Raw genomic sequence first — 22,615 nt, forward strand, 5'->3', positions numbered from 1 at the left:
TATTTATTGTCTCGCAAAGGTATCCGTAATTAATTTTTCAGTTACAGGATTTATTCGCTCTAAAATAAAATTACCATAAGAGTCAAACAAACCGTTCCCGCTTAACTCACCAGCTTTAACTATATAGTTATTCCCATGATTTGACTTATAAGCTTTGCCAATTTTAACTAATTGACCTTCTTCTCTCCTTTGCAATTCATATCCATATTCTTTTTTATGAAAAGTATAGCTAACATCATTAAAAATGTAAGAACCAGAGTTAGGGTTTGAGGCTGGAGCCTCAGAGATAACTGACTTTTTTGTTTTTCTAGGCTTTGCTGGTTTTTCTTCTTTGGCATCTTTTTTATCCACCTTTACAGGAGATTCGATAACTACCTTATTTTCCAGTTCACTTGCTGCTTCAGAGTATTTATAATTGAGTTTTTGAATACTCTTAAAAGCATCTCTAAGCGCTTCTTGATATGCTCTCTTAAATTCCTTTTCCCTACTCTTACCTTCAGATGAACTAAAAACTATTGCTCCATTACAGTTCCTTAACTCCACAACGAGTTTAGTTGAAAAAAGTCCAGAACCTTTCTTTACATCAGCTCTTAAACCTAAGCATCCATTATTTATTAAATCATTTGGCTTCTCATCATTTTGTAAAAAAGCATTAAATCCATATTTATTAAATAAGAATTTAGTCAATGAATTTAGTTGATATTTATCTTTTCCCTCAAAAAAATCATATTCCTCAGCAACAACAACATATTTATAATCATTAATACTTTTCTGACCATAAAAACTAATCGAACAAAAAACAACAACCCCTAAAATTAAAATATGCTTCATATATTACATTATATAATTAAATCCAAACTGAACTGAAACTCCTCTGGCCTTTGCCAAATTAGAGTATTCTAAAAGATTATTTCCAGAAATATAGAAATTAATTTTATCAATATGGGTAGATAATAAAAATCCTATGTTTTTATAGGAAAAGTCATCAATGGTATAGGTAACCTTAGTTCTTAAAAAACTAAACCATCGCTTGTAATAAAACAAAGAAGCTGCATATTGAGGTCTTTTAGGCCTAAACTGAGTAAATACTTGTAATCCTATTCCATCCAGATAAGGAGGATCCTCTCCTTCGAAGCAATAATTACAGGTACCATCATCATATCGGTTAAAAGAATATTTTATAGATCCGTTTAATTTTAGTGGGCGCATAGCCGCATAAGCAGTACTCAATGTATCTATAGGTATCGCTTCTTCTAATTCATCCAGCACATCTTGACCTTCACTTCCGGTAGTGATTGGTGTCTGTATACCATCAAAAGCAAAGCTCCCTCTGGCGCGATATGTCTCAACATCTTTGGTATAAAAAATCATTCCCAGATCAGTAGCACTACCCGTTATTGTCCATTGATCTTCTAATTGATATGTAAATCCTAAATCTACACCTAACCCCAGATTACCACCTAACAAAGCTCTTCCAATAAACTTATTTTTCACTTGTCTCGCTCCATCAGAAGTATCTTCGGATTCTATTTCACGCAAAGAAGCATATCCAGAGGTTTTTACAGTTACATTAGCATTATTTATTATATGTTGATAAATATTATTACCATTAGGAGTCTCTATTGTTGTAAAAGTTCCACTATTTTTAGTACTTCTAAAATTTATAATACTAGAATACAGCTTAGCTCTAGCACCAAAAGTTAGTTTTTTACTTACTTTTTTATTATATCCAAAATGATATACTGTAAGAAGTTCTCCTGTCAAACTTATATTTGAAAACCTAAAAGGGCGATTGATAAAATCTTGATTTCCCTGGTAAGCTAGTACTGCAAAATCTTTTGGAAAATAACTTATCAAATCTAACTCTTCATACAATCCCCCTGAGTAGTATATTTTTTCATTTTTCTTACTTTTCCAACCAAAATTAAGAATCTCTAATTGCTGAGTTAATGTTACATAATCATTACTCCCCAGATTATTAAGCGTAGTTTCTATTTTATCGTTTATGCTTCTGCCATCATCTGCAAAAACATCATAAACTGAGGCTCCTTTAAATCCAGCATTAACGTGAATCTGTGATAAAACAGGTATCCCAACGTGATATTCAAAATCAACATCGGCTCCCGGGTTAAGCATTAACGACTGCGGAAGTTCTATAAAATCATATAATACTTCCTTGTTCTGAGCATACATCGAGCATCCCCATAAACTTATACATAAGTAAATAAAGATTCTCATAACTCGTAATTAATATAATACGTTGCTTTTGATCTTAAATCTATAACTCCCCTCAAATTTGTATTTAACGGAGGGGCTGGAATTAAAATCTCAGTGTATACTCTTCGAGCATTTGCTAATTCAACAAGTGTAGGATTATCCAAAACTATTGGGTTTGGATTTGAAAACGAAACCACAGGTGCTGTCCCTGCTCCCATTCCCGCAGCTACAGGAACGTTATAAAGTTCACCAATAGCGGTTCCATCTGCCGTTAGAAACTGAAATACAATACTAAAGTCTCTCTCAATAGTGTTACGAACTTCTATAGTTAATTCTACCCTGTCTAAATTTTCGATAGCAAAATCTGTACTGGTAAGGTCATAATTTATCGTATCTCTTAAACGTTCTACAGGAATAGTAAACTCCGTATCGGGAGGTAAACCATCAGGAATAAATTCCTCGATATCAAATTGCGAATAAATAAAGTCGGCTTCAAACACTGGAGTAAGAACCGCATCATCAAGTTGATTAAAATCAACATCTTTTACACATGAAACAGTTAAAAATACTGTACACGCGAAAAGCATAAATGCATAGCTTTTCATAGTCTTCATCTTGGGGGTAGATTAAAGTAATAACGAAAATATACAAATTATTATTACTATAAATACATTTTTATGTGTTTTAATTCTGAAACCTGTATAAAATCAGCAGGTAATTTTTCTTTATGATAGTTAAAACATATTGTTTTGATTCCCAAAGCTTCAGCACCCAAAATATCGGCTTCATAGTTATCCCCTATCATCAAACTATTCTCAATTTTCGCACCAGAAGTTTGTATGGCATGTTCGAAAATAATTGGGTTTGGTTTTTTGACCCCGACATCTTCACTATTAGTAACGGTTGTAAAATAATTTTTAATCCCCGAATTTGATAACTTGTGATTTTGGACCTCTCTAAAACCATTAGTAATAATATGAAGTTTATACTTAGGCTTTAGATAATCTAACAGTTCTTTTGTACCTGAAATAAGGTAATTATTTAATGGAAGGAAAGCTATATAGTCATCAGAAAGGTGATCAATGGTTGATAATGGAAATTGCATTGCAAAAGAGTTAAAAGCTTCAATAAATCTTCCTCTTCGCAGCTCGGTTTTAGTTACTTTTTCTTCTCTATATAACTTCCAGTATTTTAAATTAATCGATTGATATGTATTTAGAAATTCTGAAACCTGAAGATTGATCTCAAATTTCTGAAACATTTTTTCAAAAGCTAAAGAAGAATTTTTATCAAAATCCCAGAGTGTATGATCTAAATCAAAAAATATGTGTTCAATATTATTTTTCATTCTTCTATATCCCAAATGAATTCAAAAATAGACTTCCAAAATGTATTACCACTAAGTTCACTAAATAAAGCATTGCTAAAAACCGGTATAAAAGTACCATTTACCTTTTTGACCTTTTTGACATAAGAAAGAATCTCATTCTTTACAGAAATTGCATCATTTGAATCCTCAAAACCTCTATTGGCAAAGCAAAAAGAATTTACCACTAATGGAGTCTGGACTTCATAATCAAGATCATAAAACAAAAATGGTGTACAAGTACCTGCTCTAAAACCTGAATATTCGCGATATCCCATAGAGAAGTCTTCTTCTATTTCTAGTTCTATAAAATTGCGATATGCTTTAGGAAGCTTTATCTTGTAAAATGCGCAAAGTGCAAATCTTAGATGTCTATTTATAATCCCTTCCATTCGAAGCGCTTCTTTTTTTAATAAAGGTAAATCAGAAACTGCATCATAAGACACCTTTAGTCCCACATCAATATAATCAGCTACGTGTTTTATTATTTTTCTATGTTCAGGGTCATTGAAGCTTATGTTTTTCTCATAATTAGAAAAATCTCCAAGTCCAAATAAAACAATTGCCCTTCTTTTTTTTCTTTTTTGAAGATTAATTATAAAATCAAATGTATCATAGGGGTCTTTTTTTAACCCTAGCAATACCCTAATTCTATCAGCAACGCGGTTAAACTCCAATTGCCATAAGTCTCTAAAACCACCTCCAACAGATCTTAAAATTCCTTTTTGCTTATACACCAATGTCCTTGATACTTTTACAATCGGAACAATAGAAAAACTCTTCTTTTTGAAAAATAAATCCGGATATTTTTCTTTTAAAATCTTTTTGAACTTATATGCCCAAATATCGACTACCGGATCTTGCAAAAAACCATGGAGGTATGCCAAACTTTCTGTAGCTACAAACCGTCCCAGCTCATCTTTTACATGAGGCATATATTCCTCATATCTGGTAAGTAAATAAAAGGTTGCAGCAAAAATATCAAAAGGCAATGCAGACTTTTCATGCTTGACCTGAAAAAAACATTTCGTTTCTTCCCAGTCTGTAACCAAAATTTCTAAATCGCTCAATCCATGCTCAAAAAGTAAATCAGTACTTTGAAAATAAAGCTCTTTTCCTAATGGTTTTTTACCATAAGAAAATTTGGGACCATCATGAGCAATAAAAGATTCAATTTTTGAAGTGAAATCAATCTCCAACCCCAAAATTCTTTTACAAATTTGCTTAAAAGAATAGGAAACCCTCGGAGTTATTTTTTGAACATAAATTAATAACATAGAACAGCGTTAAAGTATAGACTCATCTGCAAAGCTAAAATACTTTTTTTCTGTGACGATAAGGTGATCCAACAATCTAATATCTAAATTAGTTCCAGCTAGCTTTAGTTTTCTTGTTAAATCCTTATCAGACTGACTAGGTATTAAGGAACCACTAGGATGATTATGTGCTAAAATTATAGCTGTCGCATCAAACTCTAAAGCATATTTAAAAACGATTCGAGCATCTACCAGTGTTCCTGTCTTACCTCCTAAACTAATCTGCTTTTTCTGCAATACTTTATTAGAATTATTTAGATACAATACCCAAAACTCTTCATGTTCTAAATCTCCTATCAAAGGGTGCATTATGTCAAAAACGTCTTTACTACTTGTCATTTTTGGAATCACAGGGACATCTTCGTTTTTTCTCCTTCTTCCTAATTCTAATGCCGCAACGATAGAAATAGCCTTAGCTTCTCCTATACCTTTAAATTGCATTAGCTGTTTTATTGATAGCTTTCCTAACGTATGAATCTGATTATTGGCACTTGCTAAAATCCGCTTACTCAGTGCAACCGCACTTTCATTACGATTACCAGAACCTATTAAAATAGCAATAAGCTCTGCATCTGTGAGCGTGTTTTTCCCTTTGGCGATTAATTTCTCTCTTGGTCGATCATTTTCACTCCATTCCTTGATAGAAAACGAAGAACTTAATTCATTCATTATTTGTAGCATGTTTTTTACAGATTCTAAGTATAAACTATTTATCTCAATTACAGTAGATTATTATCCAATTATTATATTATTGATAATTTTACCGTATTATTATTACGTGAACAACAAATATATTTGTTTGAAAATGAAAGTTTTACTATCTTTACGCCGATTATGCCCAAAATCATTTTTAAAAATCTCAAAATAACCTATTTATGAAGAATATTTTTACCCTCGTTTTATTATTCACTACCATTACTTTTTTTGGACAAGACAAAAGAGTTTCTTTCTTAGATCTAGTAGGAAATAACATACAAGTTCCTAGAGGATGTGAAGCACAATCTAAATACGAGTTACAGGCTTGTAATGGTACTTCTGTAAAGTGGGACTATTACAGTGATGACATGTTATCTACTGTTTTTGATGCTACGATTAGTGCTTTTACTGAAGGGAATAGTACTAAATCTGAAATTACTTTCACATCTTTTGGATTTGAGCTTAAAGGATACAAATTTAAGATGGGTACTACATATCAATTTTTCTTAAAAGGCAAGATCAAAGATCAACCATTGATGATGAACATAGCGACTCCTGCAGACATTGTAGGAAAAGATGATATGGATAATTTTTTAAGACAAATATTTGACGAGGTAAGCTAGAATTATTTTATCATAAAAACAATATATAATAAAGACTGATCTAATTGATCAGTCTTTATTTTTTTATATAAGTTTCTTCTTCTTACATATGAAAGATTTTTTAGTATCTTCATCATTAATCACAAATCTTTATCACGATGAAATCTTTATTTGATGAGACTACAAAAAATGAAATAGAAAGTCGTATTGAACAGCTATCTAATACAAGTACTCCAGCATGGGGAAAGATGGATGTAGCACAAATGTTTTATCACTGTCAGTTTCCTTTAAAAATCGCTTTAAAAAAGAATCATCCTAGAATGAAATCAAGTTTACTTGCAAAGTTATTTTTTAAAAAATCTTTATATAATGACAAACCCTGGAAGAAAAACCTTCCTACCCATCCAAAATTAAAGGTTGTAGATCAGAAAGAGTTTGATCAAGAAAAACAACAACTGTTAGAATTGGTATCTGCATTTTCTAACGAAAGAAATAGACCATATTGGGAGCCTCATCCTATGTTTGGAAAATTCACAAATGAGCAATGGGGGCAAATGCAATACAAACATCTCGATCATCATCTTCAACAATTTAATGTATAATTGCCTGTGTACCCACCAAAACATCACCAAGACTACAATATTGAAAATATTAAAGAAGTAGCACTGACCTACCCTTTTGCTACAATTATATCTGCAAAAGATGATACTCCTTTTATTACTCATGCTCCATTGATTTTTCATGGGGATAAGTTAGTTGGACATATCGATGCAAATAATCCGCATGTAGATTTATTAAACAACAATTACCCTATCACCTGTGTGTTCCAAGGACCGCAGACTTATATTTCTCCCTCAATATATACCACGAAACAATTACCCACCTGGAATTATATTTTTTCTCATGCTAAAGGTGTTGTACAAGAAATTAAAGATCCTGATACCATAAAAGGGTCTATGGTTACTATGACAGAATATTTAGAAGGTACTTCTCAAGCATTTACATTAGATATCAATGACAAGAGAATGGATCGACTAGTTCCTTACATTCATTGTTTTGAAATTGAAGTACAACAATGGGAAGGAAAATTTAAATTAAGTCAGGATAAAATTCCTGCAGATATTAAAAATGCTAAGCGCGAACTAATTCAGAATAATCAAAAGAGTGTGGCAGATTTTGTAAATCGAATTTTTGAGAAGCATTTTTAGCTCTCAATCCATTCTTTCACCTCATCAAAATCTAAACCTCCGTAATTACCGCTACTCATCAGTAGTAAAGCATTATTTTCAAAATCTTTTTGCTTCAGATATTCTTGAAATTTTTCTGGATTTGTATAAATAATCAAGTCATTACGATTGAAGGCTTCAGCAATCTGATCAGCAGACACTTCTTCTAGCTGTTTGATCTTAACGGCGTGGGGAGAATAAAACACTACTGCTTCATCAGCAGCATTTAGTGCTCCTTCATATTCTTTTAAAAACTCAGCATTCAGACTACTATAAGTATGCAGCTCAAGACAAGCTATTAACTTTCGATCTTTATATTGTTCTTTTACTGCTGTTGTGGTCGCAGCTACTTTTGAAGGACTGTGTGCAAAGTCTTTATAAGCAACTGCAGAGTTACTTTCAGCAATTTTTTCTAATCTTTTAGAAGCTCCTTTAAAAGAAGCTATCGCTTCATAAAAATCATCTTCATCAATACCTAAATGTTGACAAATCCATTTAGCACCAGCCAAATTATTCAGATTATGAGCACCAAAAACTTCAATTGGCATTTCTCCCTCCGGAGTATCTAATAAGGTTTCTCCATTTTCTACTCTATATTCTGGAGTTGTATAGGAAATTTTACGGATTTGATTTTCAGAACCTTCTACGACTCTAACAACCTCATCATCTTCAGCATTATAATTAACACTTCCACCTCTTACAATACTATCCACAAAGATCTGAAACTGTTCTACATAATTTTCATACGTAGGAAAGACATTAATATGATCCCAAGCAATACCACTTAACAAAGCAATATTGGGTTTATATAAGTGAAACTTAGGTCTTCTATCTATAGGAGAAGATAAATATTCATCCCCTTCTAATATCATAAAATCATTTTCTTTAGTAAGATGAACCATAGTGTCAAAACCTTCTAGCTGTGCTCCTACCATATAATCCACCTCCTTTTCATGATAATGCAAAACGTGTAAAATCATAGATGTAATCGTTGTTTTACCATGAGAACCACCTATAACTACACGTGTCTTATCCTTAGATTGCTCATATAAGAACTCTGGGTATGAATATATTTTCACTCCCAACTCTTGCGCTTTCAACAGCTCAGGATTATCCTCTTTAGCATGCATTCCTAAAATAATAGCATCTAGGTCAGAAGATATCTTATCAGAAAACCAGCCAAATTCACTTGGTAATAATCCATAACGATCTAATCTAGATTTTGAAGGTTCAAAAATGGTATCATCACTTCCGGTAATCTGATATCCCTTTTTATGTAGTGCAATTGCCAAATTGTGCATCGCACTCCCACCAATCGCTATAAAATGTACACGCATAGTTTACTATTAAATTAGTCAGTAAAGATACAATTAACGATGAGCTAATGAAATAATGATGTTACGAAAAATGTTATTAAACCTGAATGGATTCTCTTCATAAATAAACTCTAATACTAAATGAAAAGACCATTTCCCTCAATTACCATTTTATATGTCTCTTTTTATTTTTTACTTAGCGAAAGAATAGAATTTGCTATTACAATTAATTTATACTAACAAAACTGACATGGCTCATTTCAAATCCGTAGCTTTATATTGTTATTTACAAAGGATAGGTCTTGACTGTCATAAATTGGTATAAGACTTGCAATAATTTGTTTAGCAACCTAAAATATTGGTAATGAAAAAATACATCATACTTGTTCTTATCTGTATAACCAACATCAGCACAATAATGAGTCAGGAAAACTATGAAAATGAATGGAAAAAAGTTGAATCTTTTGATCAACAGGGATTACCCAAATCCGCTTTGGAGGTTGTAGAAAATATATACACAAAAGCCCAAAAGAAGAAGGATGCTAATCAAATCATCAAAGCTTTACTCTTTAAGGCTAAGTACATTCTTACTCTTGAAGAAAACGCTCAACTCAATATTATAAAAGAATTTAAAAGTGAAATTGAGAATAGTAAATTTCCGGAGCAAAACATTTTAGAAAGTATACTCGCTAATATGTATTGGCAATATTTTCAGCAGAATCGATGGAAATTTTATAACAGAACCAAAACTACAGAAAAAGTAGATGTTGAAGATTTTAGAACTTGGGATCTGGAAACTTTATTTGCTGAGATCCATCAGTATTATCAAAAATCACTTCAGAATGGTGTTCTAGCGCAACAAACTGATCTTTCTATATTCGATGAACTTCTTGTAAAAGCAAAGGATTCTAAAAAATATAGACCTACGCTCTACGATTTCTTATCACATAATGCTTTAGATTTCTATAAAACTTCAGAAACCAATATTACTCGTCCGGCATATGCTTTCGAAATTAATAATTCTGATTATTTAAAAGAAAGCACCATATTTTCAAGGGTAAAACTTGAAACTAAAGATTCTCTTTCGCTTCAGTTTCACGCTCTGAAAGTATATCAAAGCTTGATTAATTTTCACTCTAGAGACAAAGAGCCAGACGCACTAACCGAAGTCAATATCGAAAGATTATTATTTGTTTATGAAAACGCAACATTTTATGATAAACAAAAAGTATTGCTAGAAACTTTACTTTCTGAAAAAGAAAACATCAAAACTCGCGAAGCTTGTGCATTATATAGTTATGAAATTGCTAAAGTCTATCAACAACAAGCCTCCGAATACATTCCGAAGGAAAATGAAACACATCGCTGGAAACTGAAGGATGCTCTGGAAGTATGCGAAGCTACTATCAAGGGCTTTCCGGAATCCAGAGGGGCCAATAATTGTAAAGTACTAAAAGAACAAATTTTAACCCCTTCAATTTCGATCAAAACAGAGAAATATGTCCCTATACAAACTCCAGGAAGGTTATTAATTACCTACAAAAATCTAGATAAATTATATTTCAAAGCTTTAAAAATCAATAAAAAACAACTGGTTCGTTTACGAAGGATTTATAACATCAAAGATCAAATAGAATTAATCAATACTTTGGCGATAGAAAAAAACTGGGAATCAGAAATCTCTAATGAACAAGATTACCAGACTCATAACACAGAGGTTCTGCTACCAGAACTACCTCAAGGTTCTTATTTAATTGTTGCCGCTCCACAAAAAAATCTTTCTATTGAAAACATGTTCTCTTATGGAGATCTGCAAATTAGCAATCTAGCTCTTATAGAAAATAAGTCTCCTTCTACATTAAAGTTTCAGGTAGTAGATCGTAATGATGGAAGTCCAATTGGTAATGCCAAAATTCAACTTAAAACTGAAGACCAGCGAGGATATAGAAACCAATTAAATAAAACCATAACTACTAACGAAAAAGGCCTGGCAACTCTAAATATCGATCGATATTATTATAATGTCACCGCAACAGTTACTTATCAAAATGATACGGCATACTTTGATAATCTTTATCTAAATCAATCTTATCGTAATAACAATCAAGGTCCGGATGTTAATTACACAAGCTTTCTGTTTACTGACAGAAGCATCTACAGACCCGGCCAAACAGTATATTTCAAGGGGATTATGATGTATGCTAAAGGAAAAGATGAGTTTAAGGTATACCCTGGTCAATCTGCCTTTGTAACATTGCGCGATGCTAATGGTCAAGAAATAAAAAGCTTAAACTTTAAAAGTAACGAATATGGTTCATTCAGCGGTGAGTTTATATTACCTAGCTCTGGCTTAACTGGTATATATAACATTCAGACGAATAATAATGGGTATGCTTCTATTTCTGTGGAGGAATATAAACGCCCAAAATTCGAAACTAAATTCAACCCAGTTACCGAAACGTATAAAGTTAATGATACCATAAAACTTACCGGGATTGCCACCGCTTATGCAGGAAGTAACATTACTGATGCTAAAGTAGTGTATCGAGTACATCGAAAAGTTCAGTACCCGCGTTGGTGTTGGTGGTTTCCTAACTATGGTTCAGAATCTCAGGAAATCACTCATGGAGAAACAAAAACAGATGACAAAGGAGAATATACAATTGATTTTGCTGCACTCCCGGATTTAACTGCAGATAAAAAAAATCAACCTATCTTTAGTTATGAAGTCACGGCAGATGTAACTGATATTAATGGGGAAACCAGAAGTACAACTACCATAGTAAATGTTGGATATCACTCATTAATCGCTAATATTGATATACAGGGCGAACTAGATAAAACATCAAAAGATCACAAGCTCTCGATCTCGACTAGAAATTTAAATAATCAACTTGTATCTGTTACAGGAGCAATCAAAGCTTTTAAACTAAAAGCGCCCGAGAAACCAATGCGAATTCGTCCCTGGAAATCTCCGGATTATAAGGGTTTTAAAGAAGATGAATTTAAAAAATTATTCCCCCACGATGCCTATTCTAATGAAGATAATTACCGTAGTTGGGATAAAGGCAAAATCGTTTTTGATAAATCCTTTAATACTACAGAAACTAAAAACAATAGTAAAGGAACCCAAGAATTTTCTCTGGGAGTCATCAAAAAGTGGGAGTCCGGAAAGTATGTTATAGAATTGAATACCAAAGATCGTTTTGGACAAGAAGTAAAAGACGTTCAATACTTTACCGTGTTTGATCAAAATGACAAAGTAATCAGCGATCAACAATTATTGGAGGTAACAATGAATAAAACTACTTATAAAGTAGGCGATGAAGCTATTCTGAAATTTAGTTCAGCTTCAGAAGATATTACAATTACAGTTGATATCGAGAAGAATCATAAAATTATTGAAACACAACTAATCAAACTTTCTAACAACAGTAAAACCATTAAAATCCCGGTCAAAAAAGAAGACTTAGGAGGGTTTTCTGTAGGCTATAGCCTGGTAAACTATAATGGATATCAGGGAGGATCACTACCAATTGCGGTACCTTATGAGCCAACAGAATTAAGTATAGAGACTAGAACCTTTAGAGATAAGTTACAACCCGGACAACAAGAAACCTGGAGTTTTACCGTCAAAGGACCAAAAGGAGATAAGGTAACAGCCGAGTTATTAGCAAGTATGTATGATGCATCTTTGGATCAATTTAAAGCACATCAGTGGTATTTTAATCCTATAAACCGCCCTTCTTATTACACTAGTAGTACTAGACAAGCAGGACAGAGTTTTGGAATCAATAACTTTTCTTTAAACAGTCCTAATCAGCTATACTCTCCTTTTCAGTATCAAGGCTATGACAAGTTAAACTGGTTTGGATTATATTTTGGACAAGGCAACATTAGAATAAGAGGAGTAGGAGCAGTTTCAAGAATGAAAAAATCTGCAGCAGCACCTATGCCTATGGCATCCATGGAAATGGCAGCAGATGATGCAGAAATGGAAGGAGTTGCTCTAGCTGGGGCCGTGAAGGAAGAAAGCAAAGCCTATTCTACAAGCAACATTGAAAATAAGAGTAATGAAAAAGAAGATCTGAAAGAATCTTCTCTAAAAGGAGTGAAAATCCGCAAAAATCTTCAAGAAACAGCATTCTTCTTCCCTCAACTCACTACAGATGCAGAAGGTAATGTAAGTTTTAATTTTACAGCTCCTGAGGCATTGACCAAATGGAAATTACAATTATTGGCGCATACCAAAGAAATGCACGCTACCACAACAGCCTTAGAAACTGTAACACAGAAGGAATTGATGATTTTACCGAATCCTCCACGTTTTTTAAGAGAAGGTGATAAAATCGTGTTGAGTTCTAAAATTTCTAATTTGGCAGCCAAAGATCTTAGTGGAATTGTAGAATTACAATTGATTGATGCATTAACCAATACATCCATAGACATTGAACTCAAAAACAGCAATGCTCGTCAAGATTTCGCAGTAAAAGCTTCTGGAAACACTAATGTTTCCTGGCAATTAGAAATCCCAGACAATGTACAAACCGTTCAATACAAAATCGTTGCCAAGGCTGGTGATTTCTCAGATGGTGAGCAAAATGTGCTTCCGGTACTATCTAATCGAATGTTGGTTACAGAAACCTTACCCATGTGGATTCGTTCTAATCAGACCAAGACCTTTACTTTAGACAAATTAAAAGAAAATACATCCAATACCCTAAAACATCATAAGCTCACTTTAGAGATGACTTCTAATCCAGCGTGGTATGCTGTACAGGCACTACCCTACTTGATGGAATATCCATATGAGTGTTCTGAGCAAACATTCTCCAGATATTATGCAAACTCTTTAGCCAGTCATATTGCAAATTCTAACCCTAGAATTCAGGAAGTATTTAATCAGTGGAAAAATACAGATGCTTTATTGAGTAATCTGGAGAAAAATCAGGAACTAAAATCTTTGATCATTCAAGAAACTCCCTGGTTACGTGATGCACAAAGTGAAACTGAGCAGAAGAAACGAATTGCATTACTTTTTGATCTTAACAAAATGAATAATGAGCTGCAATCTGCCTTAAACAAACTCAGACAAATGCAATATGGTTCCGGTGGATTCCCTTGGTTTAAGGGAGGACATGAAAATCGTTTTATCACACAACATATCGCAACAGGTTTTGGGCATTTAAGAAAGCTGGGGGTAACTGATTTTGATGATAATACACAAAACATGTTACGAAAAGCGCTTACTTACCTTGATAAAGAATTTGTGAAAGAATACAATAAACTTAAGGAGTATTGTAAACGTAATAAAATTGATATCAATAAAGATCATCTGAGTTATACTCAAATGCATTATTTATATATGCGTAGCTTTTTTACAGAAACCAAAAGACCTAAAAACACAAACGAAGCTTGGAATTACTACTTAGGTCAGTCTAAAAAATATTGGTTAGAAAAAAGTCTATATGCACAGGGAATGTTAGCCTTGATTTTACATCGAAATAATGAATCAGCAACCGCAACCAAGGTAATTAGATCTCTGGATGAAAAAAGCATTACTAGTGAAGAACTCGGTATGTACTGGAAATCTAATACAGCTAGTTGGTATTGGTATCAAGCACCAATAGAAACACAGTCCTTAATGATAGAAGTATTCTCAGAAATTGAGCCTGAACCAAAGCGAACTGAGATTGTAGACAATCTAAAGGTATGGTTATTAAAGAACAAGCAAACTAATCGATGGGAAACTACCAAATCGACCTCAAATGCCGTGTATGCATTATTGCTCCAAGGCAGTGATTGGTTATCTGTAACGGATATGGTAGACATTGTATTAGGGGATCAAAAAATTGATCCTAGCCAAATGGAAGACGTAAAAGTCGAAGCTGGAACAGGATATTTTAAAACTTCTTGGAATAATACTGAAATTAAACCGAATATGGCAACTGCTAAAATCTCTAAAAAAGGAAAAGGTATTGCCTGGGGCGCAATGTATTGGCAATACTTTGAAGATTTAGATAAAATATCTTCTGCAGAAACACCTCTGAAATTAAAGAAAAAGTTGTTCTTAAAGAAAAACACAGATAGAGGTGAGGAGATCACTGACATTACTTCAGATACAAAGTTAGAACTTGGGGATTTAGTTCGGGTGCGTATCGAACTGAGATCCGATAGGGATATGGAGTTTATACACATGAAAGATATGAGAGCTTCTGGCTTAGAACCTATCAATGTATTATCGCAATATAAATGGCAAGATGGTTTAGGATATTACGAAAGTACTAAAGACGCTTCAACCAATTTCTTCTTTGACTATTTACCAAAAGGAGTTTACGTATTTGAATACGACTTACGTGTAAACAATAAAGGAGATTTCTCTAATGGGATTACAACTATACAAAGTATGTATGCTCCAGAATTTAGTAGTCATTCTAAAGGAGTAAGAGTGAAAGTTGAGTAAATAAAATTTCTTTTAATTATTTTAGACCTGGCAAGTTTTTGATACCTGCCAGGTTTTATATTTATAATGAAGTTACTTAAAAAAATATTGAAATATGTCGGGATCGTTTTAGTTCTGCCCATATCTTATGTGTTAGTTTCATTGATTCTCACCTATATCCCAGTAAATAATCAAGATACCAAAACTGAAAAAAACAACACTATTTACCTAAGCTCAAATGGTGTTCATTTAGAAATTATCATTCCAAAGAAAAACTTAGACACTACTATTCTAAATAAGCTTAAATACATATCTAATGAAGAATATTTTTCATTTGGTTGGGGAGATAAAAACTTCTATGTAGAGACACCTACCTGGGCAGATCTTACTTTAGCAACCAGCTTTAGAGCCTTGTTTTTAAATAGTTCTACATTGATCCATGTTACAAGATACTCTAAAACACGTCAAGACTGGGCAATAATAAAAGTAGATGATGATCAGCTTAAAAAAATAAACGACTTTATATATAAGACCTTCAGTTTGGATACACAAGGTGACATGACACTCTTACCTGGATTAGGATATAATACAAATGACGATTTTTACGAAGCTAATGGTAACTACAATTGTCTCAGAACCTGTAATAGCTGGGTGAATACAGCTTTTAAACAAAGTGATATCAAATCCTGTTTATGGACACCATTTGATTTTGGGTTGTTAAATATGCATCAATAAAAAACGAGAGCCTTAGCATGGACTCTCGTTTACAAAACACATTTTCATTATGACGTGACGACTATGTTTAGAATTACTTCTTTGGCATCATCACACCATCAATGGTATGCATCAGTCCATTAGAAGCTTTTATATCTGTAGTAATTAATCTACCTTTATTACCGTTTTCATCAATTAGATATACAGTTCCACTTTTTCTGCTGGCAATTAATCTTTTTCCTCCCAGGGTTTTTAGTTTTACACTACCTCCATAATCATTAATTGCTTTAATGATATCGGCCTCATTAATTTCATTAGGAATAATATGGTAATTCAAAATATTGGTGAGTTTTTCTTTATTCTCAGGCAACAACAATTTATCTATTGTTTCTTCAGAAAAGTCTTCAAACGCTTGATTGATCGGAGCAAATATAGTGTAAGTACCTTTTTCACTAAGAATCTGTTTTAAATCAGTAGCACTAAGCGTAGAAGCTAATGTAGAAAATCCTTCATCTCCTAAAGTAAGCTCCGAAATAGGAACCAAAACTTCTTCTTTTGGTGTTTCTAAATTTTGGGCAATAAGCTTTTCATTTTGAGGAGTTTTTACTTTTTTAGGCTGGGTACAAGATGTAAAAAAGATTAATCCAGATAAAGTCAAAAGATTGATTAATGGTCTAATTTTCATTTTCAAAATTGTTTTTAGTAGTTATGACTACTCCTTATAATTTAAAAGAGTTGATGGTTTACGTGTTAAATATATTTTAATTAAAATGATTGAATACTACTCAATGAGTATCCGTAGGGTTTTAATTATTAAACGTTTTTTTCTGGTTTATTTTTGGTTTCCATGAACAACGCTACCAATCCATTTTTCCTTGGTAAGTTTTGGTTAAATAATTCTTAACAAAATCTTAAAATTAAACTCTTGTTATACAATGAATTATAACAAACCATATAATCATTAATTTACTATCTTAGATACATTCCAAGGTTTAAAAATACCCATATGCCATTAGAAGAAACAGTAGAACGTTTTATTGCTCGTGTAGAAGAAAATAAACATGACAGTGCCATTGAAGAATTTTATACCATTGATGCTACAATGCAGGAAAACCAACTAGAACCAAGAGCTGGACGGGATGTACTGGTTGCAAATGAACGTGAAGTTCTTTCAAAAGTTAAAACATTACATTCTAAATGTATAAGACCAGTTTTTATTCATGGAGATTATGTAGTCATTAGATGGTCGTTTCAATTTGATTGGCTAAATGGAACTACTACTAAAATTGAAGAAATTACCCACCAACGATGGAAAGGTGAACAGATTGCTGAAGAACATTTTTTCTATGACTCCTCCCAACTAAAACCAAAAAAATTCACTAAATAACAATACCAAAAAACTATGCGACTTATAAAAAGAATCGCCTTACTATTATTAATTATAATTATTGCTTATGCTTCTCATACACTCATCTCTACAGGATTTTTCAGATCAGTAAAAAATGAATTTAATGGAGAAGTCATAAAAAAAATACCTATTCCTGGAGCAGAAGACATTACTGTAAATCCATCAGAAGGTTTTGCTATAATATCTTCCACAAACAGAGAAATATATCCTCCCGTAAAGGAAGAAAAAGGTGGTTTATATTTTATGGATCTAAAAGACAACGATTTCACCCTCACTCATCTTACTACTGGGTTTAATAAACCTTTTGCTCCACACGGAATATCGATGATTAAAAAAGATAGCGTATATAAAATAATGGCAGTTAACCATACTGACCAAGGGCATTCTTTAGAAGTTTTCACGTTAGAGGATGAGAATTTAACGTATAAAAAAACATTGACAGATCCAGCTCTCAAAAGCCCTAATGACGTGGTAATGATCGATAAAAATCGGTTTTACTTTACTAATGATCATGGTTATACCGAAGGTATTGGCAAATTTCTGGAAGAATATTTAGGACTTTCTGTGGCTAACGTTATGTATTATGATGGTAAAAACTATACAGAAGTAGCAAGTGGTATAGCATATGCAAATGGAATTAATTTTGATCCAAAGCGTAATCTAATTTATGTGGCTTCACCCAGAGGTTTTTTGATCAAAGTATATTCCAGAAACGAGGACGGCTCATTAGATTTTATTGAAGACATTCCTTGTGGTACAGGTGTAGACAATATAGAAATCGATTCTGATGGGAATTTATGGACAGCAGGTCATCCTAATCTATTAAGGTTTAAAGCCTATGCAAAAGGAAAAAAAGATACCGCTCCTTCAGAGGTTATTAAAATAAGTTATCGCGGTAAAAATGATTATTCGGTTGATCAAATTTATGTAGAGGATGGCACTACCATGTCAGGATCCTCAGTGGCAACTCCATTCGGCAATCTAGTATTGACCGGTAATGTTATGGATGATGAATTTTTAGTTTTAAAGCTACAGGAATAATCATTTTGTTACTTAATTTATGATAACGGATCAACTTAAAAATCATATACTCAGTTTCGCCGCTCCGACAGAAAAAGAAATCAATGATTTCCTTAATAATTTTGAATTTCTTGCTATAAAAAACAAAGAGTTTCTTCTTAAAGAAGGACAATATTGTAAACATCAATATTTTATTCTAAAAGGATGTTTCAGATGTTTTTTTATAAATCATAAAGGAGCCGAAAAGGTCGTTAATTTTGGTATCGAAAACTGGTGGCTATCTGATTTTGAAAGCCTTATTAATCAAACCCCATCTCTACTTAATATTCAGGCTGCAGAAAACTCTAAAGTTCTAAAAATTAGTAAAGAAAAGTTAGATGCCTTTTTGGAGGACTCCTTAGAATTAAATCGCTATTTCAGAATAATTCTGGAAAAAGTTAGGGTTGCCGATCAACGAAGAATTCAATTCATGTATAATTTATCAGGAGAAGAGCTTTACAACACATTTAGAGAATACAACCCAAGCTTTGTACAACGAGTACCACAATATATGTTGGCATCTTACCTTGGTTTCACACCAGAGTTTTTAAGTAAAATAAGAGCAAAAAAGAAACCTTAATTCACTTCTTAATCTAGATTAATTTTTTCTTCATTTTATCTATAGATTTTTGTTTTGAACAATTAAAACATAGATATGAAAACTGATAGAATTAAGATTAAAGAGGTAAATCCAAACGCGTACAAACCACTATTTGCCTTATATGACAATATTAAAAATAGTTCGTTAACAGATATAGAGTTTTTATTAATAGAAATTAGAGCTTCTCAAATTAATGGTTGTGCGTATTGTATTCAATCTCATATTACTGAAGCCATTGAAAAAGGTGAAAAACAATATCGAATTCACGCTTTATCCACTTGGAAAGAATCTCCATTCTTTACCAAAGAAGAGGAAATAATTCTAGAAATGACGGAGGAAATCACAACCATAGCTGATGAAGGATTACCAGATGATGTATATCAAAAAGCTATCACAACATTTACTAAGGAAAAAGTAGCAGATATTATTATGGCGATTTGTTGTATTAATGTATGGAACCGAATCGGTAGAGCGACCTTAATGACTCCAATACCATCACAAGACTAACGATTAACATCAAAAAAAAAATGAAAATCACATATATCAAACTCTTCTTAAGAGTAAGTCTTTCCATAGGATTTTTATCAGCAGTTGCAGATCGATTAGGTTTTTGGCCAGAAAAAAGCTCCGCTTGGGGTAATTGGAATAGTTTTGTGGAGTATACACAATTATTAAATCCATGGGTTCCAGAAAGTTTTATTAATAGTATTGCAATCATTGCTACAGTTGCAGAAATAGTTCTTGCTATATTTTTACTCATTGGGTTCAAAACCTAAATAACAGCTAAACTCAGTGGTCTCCTCTTATTTGTTTTTGGATTTGCAATGATCATTAATTTAGGTATAAAAGCACCTTTAGATTATTCTGTGTTTTCTGCTTCAGCTGCTGCATTTGGGTTAAGCTTTATCAAAGAACAATATCTGGAAATTGATATACTACTTAATAAAAAATAATAAACATAGAAACCACAATTATTTATGTTTCTGTTAAGTAATTTCTATAGCCTAATACTCTAACTTTGAAATAAAACTAATTATTGCAATTATGGAAAAGAAAGACTGGTCTAATCTAGCTCTCATAAATAATACTGAAAGTCCTAAAAAAAGATTCGAGCTTCACGTAGAAAATGAAATTGTATTCATAGAATATATTCTGGCTAAAGGCGATACTATATATCTTACTCATACAGAAGTCCCCCAATTGCTAGAAGGACAAGGACTAGGAACTACTATAATAAAAAAGACATTACATTATATAAAAGAAAAGGGGTACCGATTGGTACCCTTATGTCCTTTTGTTGCAGCATATCTAAAAAAACATCCAGAAGTTGGAAAAGATATTCTAAAACAAGGATATTCTGTCTAAACATTGAGCATTTGCCAAAGCTTATCTTTTAATTCTTGTAATCCTTGTTGTGCAACAGATGAAATAAATAAATAAGGCACGTTGAATTGTTTGTCCAACTCTTCTTTCATTTCACCTTTCAATTCATCATCCAGCATATCGCTTTTAGAGATGGCTATGAGCCTCTCTTTATCCAACAAGTCCGGATTATATCGTCGAAGTTCATCTAATAGAATTTCGTATTGTTCTTTAATATCCGGAGCATCTGCCGGAATCAAAAACAACAAAGTAGAATTTCGCTCTATATGACGTAGAAATCGATGTCCAATACCTTTACCTTCTGCGGCTCCTTCAATAATTCCAGGAATATCAGCCATTACAAAGGTTTGATAATTTCTGTACTCTACAATCCCCAGATTAGGTTTTAGCGTGGTAAACTCATAATCTGCAATTTTTGGTTTTGCAGCAGTAATCACAGATAGTAAAGTAGATTTCCCTGCATTAGGAAATCCAACCAGACCAACATCGGCTAGTATTTTTAATTCTAAAGTAATATCGTACTGCTGTCCCTCTACTCCAGGTTGAGCATATCTTGGAGTCTGATTAACCGAGTTTTTAAAATGCCAGTTTCCACGACCTCCCATTCCTCCTTCTGCAGCAATATACTCCTGTCCTTCTTCAGTAATCTCCTTAATAATATCTTGAGTCTCCGTATCCCTAATCACCGTTCCCAGAGGTACATCTACATAAACATCTTCTCCATCAGCTCCCGTACTTCTGTTTTTACTTCCATGACCTCCATGTTCTGCCCGGAAGTGACGCTTAAACTTAAGATGATAGAGTGTCCACATATTAGGATTAGCACGTATAATAACATGACCTCCACGACCACCATCACCACCATCGGGACCTCCCTTGGTAATATATTTTTCTCTATGTAAATGCACAGAACCTTTACCCCCGTTTCCGGAAGTAACATGTAACTTTACATAATCTACAAAATTCCCTTCTGTCATATTTCGCTTCGCTCGATTGTTATAAATTTGGCGTTCATAATTTCAAGTTGTTCAAACCAAACAACCTGAAAACATAAACTATAAACTATCAATTACTGTACTTAATCTATCTGTAATCTCAGCAATACCTCCTACTCCATCAACTCCAAAATACTTATCTTGTTTTTGATAGTAATTTTTAAGAATGGCTGTTTCGTCATAATATACTTTGATTCGATTTCGAATTACACTTTCGTCTGCATCATCGGCACGCCCGGATGTTTTACCTCTCTCTAGTAAACGCTGCACCAATACTTCATCATCAACTTCTAAAGCTACCATAGCACTTACTTCTGATCCTTTAGAAGATAATAACTCTCCTAATGATTCTGCTTGCGCTTCAGTTCTTGGGAAACCGTCAAAAATAAAACCTTTGGCATCCGGATTTTTATCCACCTCAGCATTTAGCATATCGATTGTTACCTCATCAGGTACTAATTGTCCTTTATCTATATAGGACTTAGCCAATGTACCTAATTCCGTAGCATTTTTTATGTTGTATCTAAATACATCTCCTGTAGAAATATGTACCAGATCGTATTTTTCTTTTAAAACTTCTGCCTGTGTTCCTTTTCCTGCTCCCGGAGGTCCGAATAGCACCAAATTTGTCATGTTGTTTGATTTTAGTTGATAAACATCTGTGAGGTTACGCCCTAATCCATCATAATCCAGTCCGTATCCTACAATAAATTTATTAGGAATTTCCATCCCTATATAATCGATATGATTTTCTTTTGTATAAGCTTCCGGCTTAAAAAATAAAGTAGCAACTTTTACTTCACCACAGCCTTTATCTTTTAATATTTTCAGTAATTCTTCAATAGTATTTCCGGTATCCACAATATCTTCGAGAATGACAATTGTTCTACCTTTTACATCTTCCTGAAGTCCAATTAATTCTTTTACCTCATTAGTAGTCTCTGTACCAGAATATGAAGCTAATTTCACAAAACTTACTTCGCAATCATCATTAAAACGTTTTACAACCTCTGAGGCAAACATAAAAGATCCATTCAAAATCCCTAAAAACACTGGTTTCTGACCAGTCAAATCTTCATTAAGTTTATCAGCCAAGTCATCTATTGCTTTAGTGATCTTATCTTCAGCAATAAAAGGAGTAAATTGTAAATCGTGCAGTGTAATCATAATACCACAAACTAAGTTCGGTATAGGTTTTACTTTTAAAGCGGCAAAGATAGTGATTACAAACAAGCTTATAAAAGTTTAACCTTAGCATTTACCTTATATTATTG

22 protein-coding genes are annotated in these 22,615 nt (G+C 33.0%); 12 read left to right on the forward strand and 10 right to left on the reverse strand.

From position 1 onward, the window contains the following. Positions 1 to 3: 3 nt before the first annotated feature. The 6 genes from J8M14_RS15480 to radC form a co-directional block, all read right to left on the reverse strand. Positions 4 to 831 carry a hypothetical protein gene (locus tag J8M14_RS15480; protein ID WP_211075714.1) on the reverse strand — a complete coding sequence of 276 codons (828 nt, stop codon included), beginning with the start codon at positions 829 to 831 and terminating at the stop codon, positions 4 to 6. Between the two features lie 3 nt (positions 832 to 834). Beyond that, a complete protein-coding gene (locus J8M14_RS15485; protein WP_211075715.1) occupies positions 835 to 2,238 on the reverse strand; it encodes a DUF5723 family protein in 1,404 nt (467 codons plus the stop codon). Continuing rightward, positions 2,235 to 2,831 (reverse strand): hypothetical protein, encoded by a 597-nt coding sequence (locus J8M14_RS15490; protein WP_211075716.1) that lies wholly within the window; start codon positions 2,829 to 2,831, stop codon positions 2,235 to 2,237. The genes J8M14_RS15485 and J8M14_RS15490 overlap by 4 nt, the downstream gene beginning before the upstream one ends. A 47-nt stretch (positions 2,832 to 2,878) precedes the next feature. Continuing rightward, a complete protein-coding gene (locus J8M14_RS15495) occupies positions 2,879 to 3,565 on the reverse strand; it encodes a YjjG family noncanonical pyrimidine nucleotidase (RefSeq protein WP_211075717.1) in 687 nt (228 codons plus the stop codon). Then, positions 3,562 to 4,782, reverse strand: coding sequence for a polysaccharide deacetylase family protein (locus J8M14_RS15500; protein ID WP_247672665.1), 1,221 nt, complete (start codon positions 4,780 to 4,782; stop codon positions 3,562 to 3,564). The genes J8M14_RS15495 and J8M14_RS15500 overlap by 4 nt, the downstream gene beginning before the upstream one ends. Before the next feature lie 87 nt (positions 4,783 to 4,869). Continuing rightward, complete coding sequence (gene radC, locus J8M14_RS15505; RefSeq protein WP_211075719.1) at positions 4,870 to 5,568, reverse strand: DNA repair protein RadC; 699 nt, start codon at positions 5,566 to 5,568, stop codon at positions 4,870 to 4,872. A 206-nt stretch (positions 5,569 to 5,774) separates the two neighbouring features. Between radC and J8M14_RS15510 the strand changes: the two genes are divergently transcribed. The 3 genes from J8M14_RS15510 (at position 5,775) to J8M14_RS15520 (ending at position 7,405) form a co-directional block, all read left to right on the forward strand. Continuing rightward, positions 5,775 to 6,218 (forward strand): hypothetical protein, encoded by a 444-nt coding sequence (locus tag J8M14_RS15510; protein WP_211075720.1) that lies wholly within the window; start codon positions 5,775 to 5,777, stop codon positions 6,216 to 6,218. Between the two features lie 137 nt (positions 6,219 to 6,355). Beyond that, positions 6,356 to 6,799 (forward strand): DUF1569 domain-containing protein, encoded by a 444-nt coding sequence (locus J8M14_RS15515; RefSeq protein WP_211075721.1) that lies wholly within the window; start codon positions 6,356 to 6,358, stop codon positions 6,797 to 6,799. Between the two features lie 6 nt (positions 6,800 to 6,805). Beyond that, entirely contained in the window at positions 6,806 to 7,405 is a 600-nt protein-coding gene (locus J8M14_RS15520) for an FMN-binding negative transcriptional regulator (RefSeq protein WP_211075722.1), read from the forward strand. On the opposite strand, the gene J8M14_RS15525 is transcribed toward J8M14_RS15520, so the two are convergent. Continuing rightward, positions 7,402 to 8,760: a Mur ligase family protein gene (locus tag J8M14_RS15525; RefSeq protein WP_211075723.1), complete on the reverse strand. Its 1,359-nt coding sequence runs from the start codon at positions 8,758 to 8,760 to the stop codon at positions 7,402 to 7,404. The genes J8M14_RS15520 and J8M14_RS15525 overlap by 4 nt on opposite strands. 343 nt (positions 8,761 to 9,103) lie before the next feature. Between J8M14_RS15525 and J8M14_RS15530 the strand changes: the two genes are divergently transcribed. Further along, positions 9,104 to 15,202 carry an MG2 domain-containing protein gene (locus tag J8M14_RS15530; RefSeq protein WP_211075724.1) on the forward strand — a complete coding sequence of 2,033 codons (6,099 nt, stop codon included), beginning with the start codon at positions 9,104 to 9,106 and terminating at the stop codon, positions 15,200 to 15,202. 66 nt (positions 15,203 to 15,268) lie between these two features. Then, positions 15,269 to 15,916 (forward strand): TIGR02117 family protein, encoded by a 648-nt coding sequence (locus J8M14_RS15535; protein ID WP_211075725.1) that lies wholly within the window; start codon positions 15,269 to 15,271, stop codon positions 15,914 to 15,916. A gap of 73 nt (positions 15,917 to 15,989) precedes the next feature. On the opposite strand, the gene J8M14_RS15540 is transcribed toward J8M14_RS15535, so the two are convergent. Next, positions 15,990 to 16,580 carry a fasciclin domain-containing protein gene (locus tag J8M14_RS15540; RefSeq protein WP_211075726.1) on the reverse strand — a complete coding sequence of 197 codons (591 nt, stop codon included), beginning with the start codon at positions 16,578 to 16,580 and terminating at the stop codon, positions 15,990 to 15,992. A 321-nt stretch (positions 16,581 to 16,901) separates the two neighbouring features. Between J8M14_RS15540 and J8M14_RS15545 the strand changes: the two genes are divergently transcribed. The 7 genes from J8M14_RS15545 to J8M14_RS15570 all read left to right on the forward strand — a co-directional run bounded on the left by J8M14_RS15545 (position 16,902) and on the right by J8M14_RS15570 (position 20,328). Further along, positions 16,902 to 17,282 carry a nuclear transport factor 2 family protein gene (locus J8M14_RS15545; RefSeq protein WP_211075727.1) on the forward strand — a complete coding sequence of 127 codons (381 nt, stop codon included), beginning with the start codon at positions 16,902 to 16,904 and terminating at the stop codon, positions 17,280 to 17,282. A gap of 15 nt (positions 17,283 to 17,297) precedes the next feature. Next, positions 17,298 to 18,344 (forward strand): SMP-30/gluconolactonase/LRE family protein, encoded by a 1,047-nt coding sequence (locus J8M14_RS15550; protein ID WP_211075728.1) that lies wholly within the window; start codon positions 17,298 to 17,300, stop codon positions 18,342 to 18,344. Between the two features lie 19 nt (positions 18,345 to 18,363). Continuing rightward, complete coding sequence (locus tag J8M14_RS15555) at positions 18,364 to 18,942, forward strand: Crp/Fnr family transcriptional regulator (protein ID WP_211075729.1); 579 nt, start codon at positions 18,364 to 18,366, stop codon at positions 18,940 to 18,942. 75 nt (positions 18,943 to 19,017) lie between these two features. Continuing rightward, positions 19,018 to 19,470 carry a carboxymuconolactone decarboxylase family protein gene (locus J8M14_RS15560; protein WP_211075730.1) on the forward strand — a complete coding sequence of 151 codons (453 nt, stop codon included), beginning with the start codon at positions 19,018 to 19,020 and terminating at the stop codon, positions 19,468 to 19,470. A gap of 20 nt (positions 19,471 to 19,490) precedes the next feature. Beyond that, positions 19,491 to 19,739: a hypothetical protein gene (locus J8M14_RS23090; RefSeq protein WP_247672666.1), complete on the forward strand. Its 249-nt coding sequence runs from the start codon at positions 19,491 to 19,493 to the stop codon at positions 19,737 to 19,739. A gap of 48 nt (positions 19,740 to 19,787) precedes the next feature. After that, positions 19,788 to 19,916, forward strand: a complete 129-nt coding sequence (locus J8M14_RS23310) for a hypothetical protein (RefSeq protein WP_282100264.1) — start codon at positions 19,788 to 19,790, stop codon at positions 19,914 to 19,916. 91 nt (positions 19,917 to 20,007) lie between these two features. Then, positions 20,008 to 20,328: a GNAT family N-acetyltransferase gene (locus tag J8M14_RS15570; RefSeq protein ID WP_211075731.1), complete on the forward strand. Its 321-nt coding sequence runs from the start codon at positions 20,008 to 20,010 to the stop codon at positions 20,326 to 20,328. On the opposite strand, the gene obgE is transcribed toward J8M14_RS15570, so the two are convergent. Beyond that, on the reverse strand, positions 20,325 to 21,323 hold the full coding sequence (gene obgE, locus J8M14_RS15575; protein ID WP_211075732.1) for a GTPase ObgE: 999 nt from the start codon (positions 21,321 to 21,323) through the stop codon (positions 20,325 to 20,327). The genes J8M14_RS15570 and obgE overlap by 4 nt on opposite strands. Before the next feature lie 78 nt (positions 21,324 to 21,401). Then, complete coding sequence (locus J8M14_RS15580) at positions 21,402 to 22,508, reverse strand: adenylate kinase (protein WP_211075835.1); 1,107 nt, start codon at positions 22,506 to 22,508, stop codon at positions 21,402 to 21,404. Positions 22,509 to 22,615 lie beyond the last annotated feature (107 nt).

This window comes from Aquimarina sp. MMG016, from assembly GCF_018100805.1.
Lineage (GTDB): Bacteria > Bacteroidota > Bacteroidia > Flavobacteriales > Flavobacteriaceae > Aquimarina.

Bases quoted from the DNA above. Each gene is read 5' to 3' on its own strand.
- J8M14_RS15480 (WP_211075714.1), bottom strand. From the start codon at position 831: ATGAAGCATATTTTAATTTTAGGGGTTGTTGTTTTTTGTTCGATTAGT.
- J8M14_RS15485 (WP_211075715.1), bottom strand. From the start codon at position 2,238: ATGAGAATCTTTATTTACTTATGTATAAGTTTATGGGGATGCTCGATG.
- J8M14_RS15490 (WP_211075716.1), bottom strand. From the start codon at position 2,831: ATGAAGACTATGAAAAGCTATGCATTTATGCTTTTCGCGTGTACAGTA.
- J8M14_RS15495 (WP_211075717.1), bottom strand. From the start codon at position 3,565: ATGAAAAATAATATTGAACACATATTTTTTGATTTAGATCATACACTC.
- radC (WP_211075719.1), bottom strand. From the start codon at position 5,568: ATGAATGAATTAAGTTCTTCGTTTTCTATCAAGGAATGGAGTGAAAAT.
- J8M14_RS15510 (WP_211075720.1), top strand. From the start codon at position 5,775: ATGAAGAATATTTTTACCCTCGTTTTATTATTCACTACCATTACTTTT.
- J8M14_RS15515 (WP_211075721.1), top strand. From the start codon at position 6,356: ATGAAATCTTTATTTGATGAGACTACAAAAAATGAAATAGAAAGTCGT.
- J8M14_RS15525 (WP_211075723.1), bottom strand. From the start codon at position 8,760: ATGCGTGTACATTTTATAGCGATTGGTGGGAGTGCGATGCACAATTTG.
- J8M14_RS15530 (WP_211075724.1), top strand. From the start codon at position 9,104: ATGAAAAAATACATCATACTTGTTCTTATCTGTATAACCAACATCAGC.
- J8M14_RS15535 (WP_211075725.1), top strand. From the start codon at position 15,269: ATGAAGTTACTTAAAAAAATATTGAAATATGTCGGGATCGTTTTAGTT.
- J8M14_RS15540 (WP_211075726.1), bottom strand. From the start codon at position 16,580: ATGAAAATTAGACCATTAATCAATCTTTTGACTTTATCTGGATTAATC.
- J8M14_RS15545 (WP_211075727.1), top strand. From the start codon at position 16,902: ATGCCATTAGAAGAAACAGTAGAACGTTTTATTGCTCGTGTAGAAGAA.
- J8M14_RS15550 (WP_211075728.1), top strand. From the start codon at position 17,298: ATGCGACTTATAAAAAGAATCGCCTTACTATTATTAATTATAATTATT.
- J8M14_RS15555 (WP_211075729.1), top strand. From the start codon at position 18,364: ATGATAACGGATCAACTTAAAAATCATATACTCAGTTTCGCCGCTCCG.
- J8M14_RS15560 (WP_211075730.1), top strand. From the start codon at position 19,018: ATGAAAACTGATAGAATTAAGATTAAAGAGGTAAATCCAAACGCGTAC.
- J8M14_RS23090 (WP_247672666.1), top strand. From the start codon at position 19,491: ATGAAAATCACATATATCAAACTCTTCTTAAGAGTAAGTCTTTCCATA.
- J8M14_RS23310 (WP_282100264.1), top strand. From the start codon at position 19,788: ATGATCATTAATTTAGGTATAAAAGCACCTTTAGATTATTCTGTGTTT.
- J8M14_RS15570 (WP_211075731.1), top strand. From the start codon at position 20,008: ATGGAAAAGAAAGACTGGTCTAATCTAGCTCTCATAAATAATACTGAA.
- obgE (WP_211075732.1), bottom strand. From the start codon at position 21,323: ATGACAGAAGGGAATTTTGTAGATTATGTAAAGTTACATGTTACTTCC.
- J8M14_RS15580 (WP_211075835.1), bottom strand. From the start codon at position 22,508: ATGATTACACTGCACGATTTACAATTTACTCCTTTTATTGCTGAAGAT.